Below are 5,873 nucleotides of genomic sequence, written 5' to 3'. Positions count from 1 at the left end.
CCCCCCCCCCCCCCCCCCCCCCCCCCCCCCCCCCCCCCCCCCCCCCCCCCCCCCCCCCCCCCCCCCCCCCCCCCCCCCCCCCCCCCCCCCCCACAGGGTAAGTGGTGTGCTTACAAGACCATCGCCGCTAACCAGCCAAACGCCAGCAACGGCAGGTTGTAGTGCAGGAAGGTCGGGACCACGGTGTCCCAAATGTGGTGATGCTGGCCGTCGATGTTCAGGCCGGAGGTCGGCCCAAGGGTCGAGTCCGAGGCGGGCGAACCGGCGTCACCCAGGGCGCCAGCGGTGCCGACGATGCACACGATGGCGATCGGGCTGAAGCCCAGTTGCACGCACAACGGCACGAAAATCACCGCCAGGATCGGCACCGTGGAAAACGACGAACCGATGCCCATGGTCACCAGCAGCCCCACCAGCAACATCATCAGCGCGCCAATGGCCTTGCTGTGGTCGATCCACGCAGCGGAGGCTTCAACCAGCGTCTGCACCTCTCCGGTCGCCTTGATCACTTCGCCGAACCCGGACGCGGCGATCATGATGAAGCCGATCATCGCCATCATCTTCATGCCTTCGGTGAACAGGTCATCGGTATCACGCCATTTGACGATGCCCGACAGCGAGAAGATCAGGAAACCGGCCAATGCACCGATGATCATCGAGTCCAGCAGCAACTGGATAATGAACGCCGCGGCGATGGCCAGGCCCGCCACCATCAGGCTCAACGGGTTGTATTGCACGGCCACCTGTTCGACCTGCTCGATCTTTTCCAGGTTGTAGACACGCTTCTTGCGGTAGCTGATGAATGCCACCCCGAGCCCGACCAGCATGCCCAGCGCCGGGATGCCCATGGCGTGTGTGACGTTGATGCCGCTGATGTCCACGCCGCTGCGGGCGACGTTGGCCAGCAGGATTTCATTGAGGAAGATGTTGCCGAAGCCCACCGGCAGGAACATGTACGGAGTGATCAGACCGAAGGTGATGACGCAGGCGACCAACCGACGGTCCAGTTGCAACTTGGTCAGCACGTATAAAAGCGGTGGCACCAGCAACGGAATGAAGGCGATATGTATCGGCAGGATGTTTTGAGAAGCGATGGCGACGACCCAGAGCAGGCCGATCAGCAACCACTTGACCTGACCACCCCCGGTGGCGTGCTGGCGATCGACCATCGCCAGCGCCTTGTCGGCCAGGGCGTGGGCCAGACCGGATTTGGCAATCGCCACGGCGAACGCGCCGAGCAACGCGTAGGACAACGCCACCGTCGCCCCGCCACCGAGCCCGCTGTTGAAGGCCTTGAGCGTCGCTTCGATACCCAGGCCACCGGTCAGGCCGCCCACCAGCGCACCGACGATCAGCGCGATGACCACGTGCACGCGGGACAGGCTGAGTATCAGCATGATGCCGACCGCGGCAATCACTGCATTCATTTCATTACCTCGAGACAAACGGAAAGACTCCGTCCGGCAGTCTACGGGAGCCGCCAGCGGATTGAAGGAATGGGTTTTATTAGAGGGCGCGCACTGTGACGGAAGCAGCCGCAAGCTGCAAGCTTCAAGCGGCAAGCGGCAAGCGGCAAGCTGGTGTGTTTTTCACTTGCAGCTTGCAGCTCAAGAAAGCTGCCCTTAGGCCGTTACAGTGCAAAGTCTCAGATATTTATCGAATAAGGACGTCTCCATGTCGCTCAGACAACTTTCCATTCAATGGAAAATCACCCTGCTGGCCGGCCTTTGCCTGGCAGGCATCGTGACCCTGCTGGTGGGCCTTTCGCTGTATCGCATGGAGCACAGCTCTGCGTTGGTGAAAGCCTCGAGCATGGAGATGCTGACCGAAGCCGCCCAGGCCCGGATCGAGTCCCAGGGCGAAAACCAGGCGCTGAACATACGCCAGCAGTTCATGGATGCCTATCAATACGGTCATGGCTTTTCCCGGCAGGTGCTGTTTCTGCGCGAGCAGGCCGAAAAGCGCTTTCTCGATGCCTTCGACCTGCGCGAAGACCTGACCCGCCAGGTCAAGTCGGCCCTGCAAGCCAACCCGGAACTGCTCGGATTGTCCCTGGTCTTCGAACCCAACGGGCTGGACGGCAAGGACGAGCTGTTCGCCGGTCAGAGCGAGGTCGGCAGTAACGAAAAGGGGCGGTTTGCCTTGTACTGGTCGCAACCGACGCCCGGCCAACTCACCTCGATGCCGCTGCCGGAAAAAGACATCGCCGACACCAGCACCGGCCCCAGCGGCGAACCGGCCAATGCCTGGTTCACTTGCCCGCGCGCCACGCTCAAGCCCTGCGTGATCGAACCCTACTTCTATGTGATCGACGGCCAGAACGTGCTGATGACCAGCATCGTTTTCCCGCTGATGGTCAACGGAAAGGTTATCGCTTCGCTGTCGGTGGACATCAACCTCAACAGCTTGCAAGCGGTCAGCCAGGGCGCCAGCAAAAAGCTCTATGACGGCCAGACCAGCGTCAGCATCGTCAGCCCCGCCGGCCTGCTTGCAGGTTATAGCCCGGACGCCAGCAAACTCAGCCAGCGCCTGGAAGCCGTGGACAAGAGCTCCGGTGCCGAGCTGATGCGCATGCTCGCCGCTGCCAGCAAGACCACCAGCCTGCACAACGATCAGCAACTCAAGGTCCTGGCGCCGTTCCAGCCGATTCCCGGCGGCAAGTCCTGGGGCGTGTTGCTCGACGTGCCGGAAAAAGTCCTGGTGGGACCTGCCGAAGCGTTGAAAAAACAGCTGGATGACAGCAACACCGCCGGCACCCTGACCGAACTCGGTCTGGGCTTACTGGCCGCGTTGATCGGCTTGCTGTTGGTGTGGCTGATGGCCCGCAGCGTGACCAAACCGATCCTCGGCGTGGCGTACATGCTCGAAGACATCGCCAGCGGCGAAGGTGACCTGACCCGCCGCCTGGCCTACGACAAAAAGGATGAACTGGGCCAGTTGGCCGGCTGGTTCAACCGCTTCCTCGACAAGCTGCAACCGATCATCGCCGAGGTCAAACGCTCGGTGCAGGACGCCCGCAGCACCGCGGACCAGTCCTCCGCCATCGCCACCCAGACCAGTGCCGGCATGGAACAGCAATACCGCCAAGTGGATCAGGTCGCCACCGCCTCCCACGAAATGAGCGCCACCGCCCAGGACGTTGCCCGCAGCGCCGCCCAAGCGGCCCAGGCGGCGCGGGATGCCGATCAGGCGACCCGCCAGGGCCTGACCGTGATCGACCGCACCACCGCCAGCATCGACCACCTGGCCGCCGACATGAGCGCCGCCATGGTTCAGGTCGAAGGGCTGGCGGCCAACAGCGAGAAGATCGGTTCGGTCCTGGAAGTGATCCGCGCCATCGCCGAACAGACCAACCTGCTGGCGCTCAACGCCGCCATCGAAGCGGCCCGTGCCGGCGAAGCCGGGCGCGGGTTTGCCGTGGTGGCCGATGAAGTGCGCAATCTGGCACGACGCACCCAGGAGTCGGTGGAAGAAACCCGGCTGGTGATCGAACAACTGCAAAGCGGCACCCAGGATGTGGTGGGCTCCATGGGCAATAGCCATCGCCAGGCCCAGGGCAGCGTCGAGCAGGTCGGCCAGGCCGTCACAGCCCTGCGGCAGATCGGCGACGCCGTCACCGTCATCAGCGACATGAACCTGCAGATCGCCAGTGCCGCCGAAGAACAAAGTGCGGTGGCCGAGGAGATCAACAACAACGTGGCGACCATTCGCGATGTCACCGAATCGCTGTCGGAACAGGCCAATGAATCGGCGCGGGTGAGCCAGTCGCTCAATAGCCTGGCGAACCAGCAACAGAGCTTGATGGATCAGTTCCGCGTTTAACCCCCAGCCCCCTGTAGGAGCGAGCTTGCTCGCGATGAACGATTAGACACCGCGGGCATTCAGGCTCCCCGCGTTATCGTTGACCACCATCGCGAGCAGGCTCGCTCCTACAGGTCCCGATCCAGCCATCAATGATGGCGAGTGGATATCTGTCTAAAGCCGATTATGCTTCATGAAACCTTGCAGCGATGCGAGGCCGTCAGTTCGTGTCCAAGCTTCAGCCCCAGGGCCAGGGTGCGGCAATTACAGTGAAGGTGCTCCGGCCTAAAACAAGAACAACGGAGAAAACTCATGGCGGCAATCGACAACACCACCACGGGCAGCGCGCCCAACCGCGGGATCACCCGGGAGGAGCGCAAGGTCATATTCGCTTCGTCCCTGGGCACCGTGTTCGAATGGTACGACTTCTACCTGTACGGTTCTCTGGCCGCGATCATCGCCAAACACTTTTTCGCTGGCGTCAACGAGACCACGTCCTTCATCTTCGCCCTCCTCGCCTTTGCCGCCGGCTTCGCCGTCCGGCCTTTCGGCGCCATCGTGTTCGGCCGGTTGGGCGACATGATCGGGCGCAAACACACCTTCCTGATCACCATCGTGATCATGGGTGTCTCCACGGCAGTGGTGGGTTTTCTACCCGGCTACGCAACCATCGGCGTCGCCGCGCCGATCATCCTGATCACCCTGCGCCTGTTGCAAGGCCTGGCCCTGGGGGGCGAATACGGTGGCGCGGCGACCTACGTGGCCGAACATGCCCCCAAAGGCAAGCGCGGTTATTTCACCTCGTGGATTCAAACCACCGCGACCCTCGGCCTGTTTCTGTCGCTGCTGGTGATCCTCGCCTGTCGCACCGCGCTGGGCACCGAGGCCTTCGAAGCCTGGGGCTGGCGGATTCCGTTCCTGCTGTCGATCCTGCTGCTGATCATCTCGGTGTACATTCGCCTGCAACTCAGCGAATCGCCGGTGTTCATGAAAATGAAGGCCGAAGGCAAGGCGTCCAAGGCGCCATTGACCGAATCCTTCGCCCGCTGGGAAAACCTCAAGATCGTGATCATGGCCCTGCTCGGGGGCACCGCCGGCCAGGCGGTGGTCTGGTACACCGGGCAGTTCTATGCGCTGTTCTTCCTGCTGCAGACGCTGAAGATCGAACCACAGACCGCCAACCTGCTGATTGCCGGCTCCTTGCTGATCGGCACGCCGTTCTTCGTGATTTTCGGCAGCCTGTCCGACCGCATCGGCCGCAAGGGCATCATCATGGCCGGCTGCATTCTGGCGGCGGTGACCTATTTCCCGATTTTCCATGCGCTGACCCAATACGGTAACCCCGATGTATTTGCCGCGCAGGAGAAGAATCCGGTCACGGTGATCGCCGATCCCGCCCAGTGTTCGTTCCAGTTCGACCCGGTGGGCAAGGCCAAATTCACCAGTTCCTGCGACCTGGCCAAGACCGTGCTGGCGAAAAGGGCCATCCCCTATCAGAACGTGAAGGCCGAGCCGGGCACGGTGGCGCAAGTCCGGGTCGGTGAGAAAGTGCTCACGAGCTTCGAAGGCACCGGCATGCCGGCCGCCGACTTCAAGACGCAGAACGACGCGTTCACCGCTTCGCTCGCCACCGCCCTCAAGGAGGCCGGCTACCCCGAGAAGGCCGACCCGGCCAAGTCCAACTATCCGATGGTGCTGTTGCTCCTGACGATCCTGGTGATCTACGTGACCATGGTCTATGGCCCGATCGCCGCCTGGCTGGTGGAACTGTTCCCGGCGCGCATCCGCTACACCTCGATGTCGCTGCCCTACCACATCGGTAATGGCTGGTTCGGCGGGTTCCTGCCGACGGTGGCCTTCGCCATGGTCGCGGCCACGGGGGATATCTACTACGGGCTGTGGTATCCGATTGTCATTGCGGTGATGACGGCCGTCCTGGGGATTTTCTTCATGCCGGAAACCAAGGATCGGGAGATTCATCACACCTGAGGATTGAAGGAAAAATGCAATTCCTTGTGGGAGCGAGCCTGCTCGCGAAAGCGGTGTGTCAGTCAATGAAGATGGTGTCTGAC

General features: G+C 62.3%; 3 protein-coding genes and 1 pseudogene. 3 read left to right on the top strand and 1 reads right to left on the bottom strand.

Annotated elements, in window-relative coordinates; all coding sequences use genetic code 11:
* Window positions 1-110: 110 nt before the first annotated feature.
* Complete coding sequence (locus ACSFE6_RS30795; protein WP_435431144.1) at window positions 111-1,427, bottom strand: Na+/H+ antiporter family protein; 1,317 nt, start codon at window positions 1,425-1,427, stop codon at window positions 111-113.
* Window positions 1,428-1,674: 247 nt separating this feature from the next.
* On the opposite strand from ACSFE6_RS30795, the pseudogene ACSFE6_RS30790 reads away from it, so the two are divergent.
* From ACSFE6_RS30790 to ACSFE6_RS30780, 3 genes and pseudogenes are all read left to right on the top strand, one after another.
* A pseudogene (locus tag ACSFE6_RS30790) lies at window positions 1,675-2,964 on the top strand (HAMP domain-containing protein); the annotation flags it as partial.
* A gap of 102 nt (window positions 2,965-3,066) precedes the next feature.
* Window positions 3,067-3,822, top strand: a complete 756-nt coding sequence (locus ACSFE6_RS30785; protein WP_435431145.1) for a methyl-accepting chemotaxis protein — start codon at window positions 3,067-3,069, stop codon at window positions 3,820-3,822.
* Between the two features lie 291 nt (window positions 3,823-4,113).
* The gene (locus ACSFE6_RS30780) at window positions 4,114-5,790 is read left to right on the top strand and encodes an MFS transporter (protein ID WP_435431143.1); all 1,677 of its coding nucleotides are present in this window, start codon (window positions 4,114-4,116) and stop codon (window positions 5,788-5,790) included.
* Window positions 5,791-5,873 lie beyond the last annotated feature (83 nt).

It is taken from the genome of Pseudomonas baetica, assembly GCF_051216495.1.
Classification (GTDB): Bacteria; Pseudomonadota; Gammaproteobacteria; order Pseudomonadales; family Pseudomonadaceae; genus Aquipseudomonas; species Aquipseudomonas baetica_B.
Note: the sequence above shows the minus strand (reverse complement) of the source record. Positions and strands in the feature narration are given on the sequence as shown.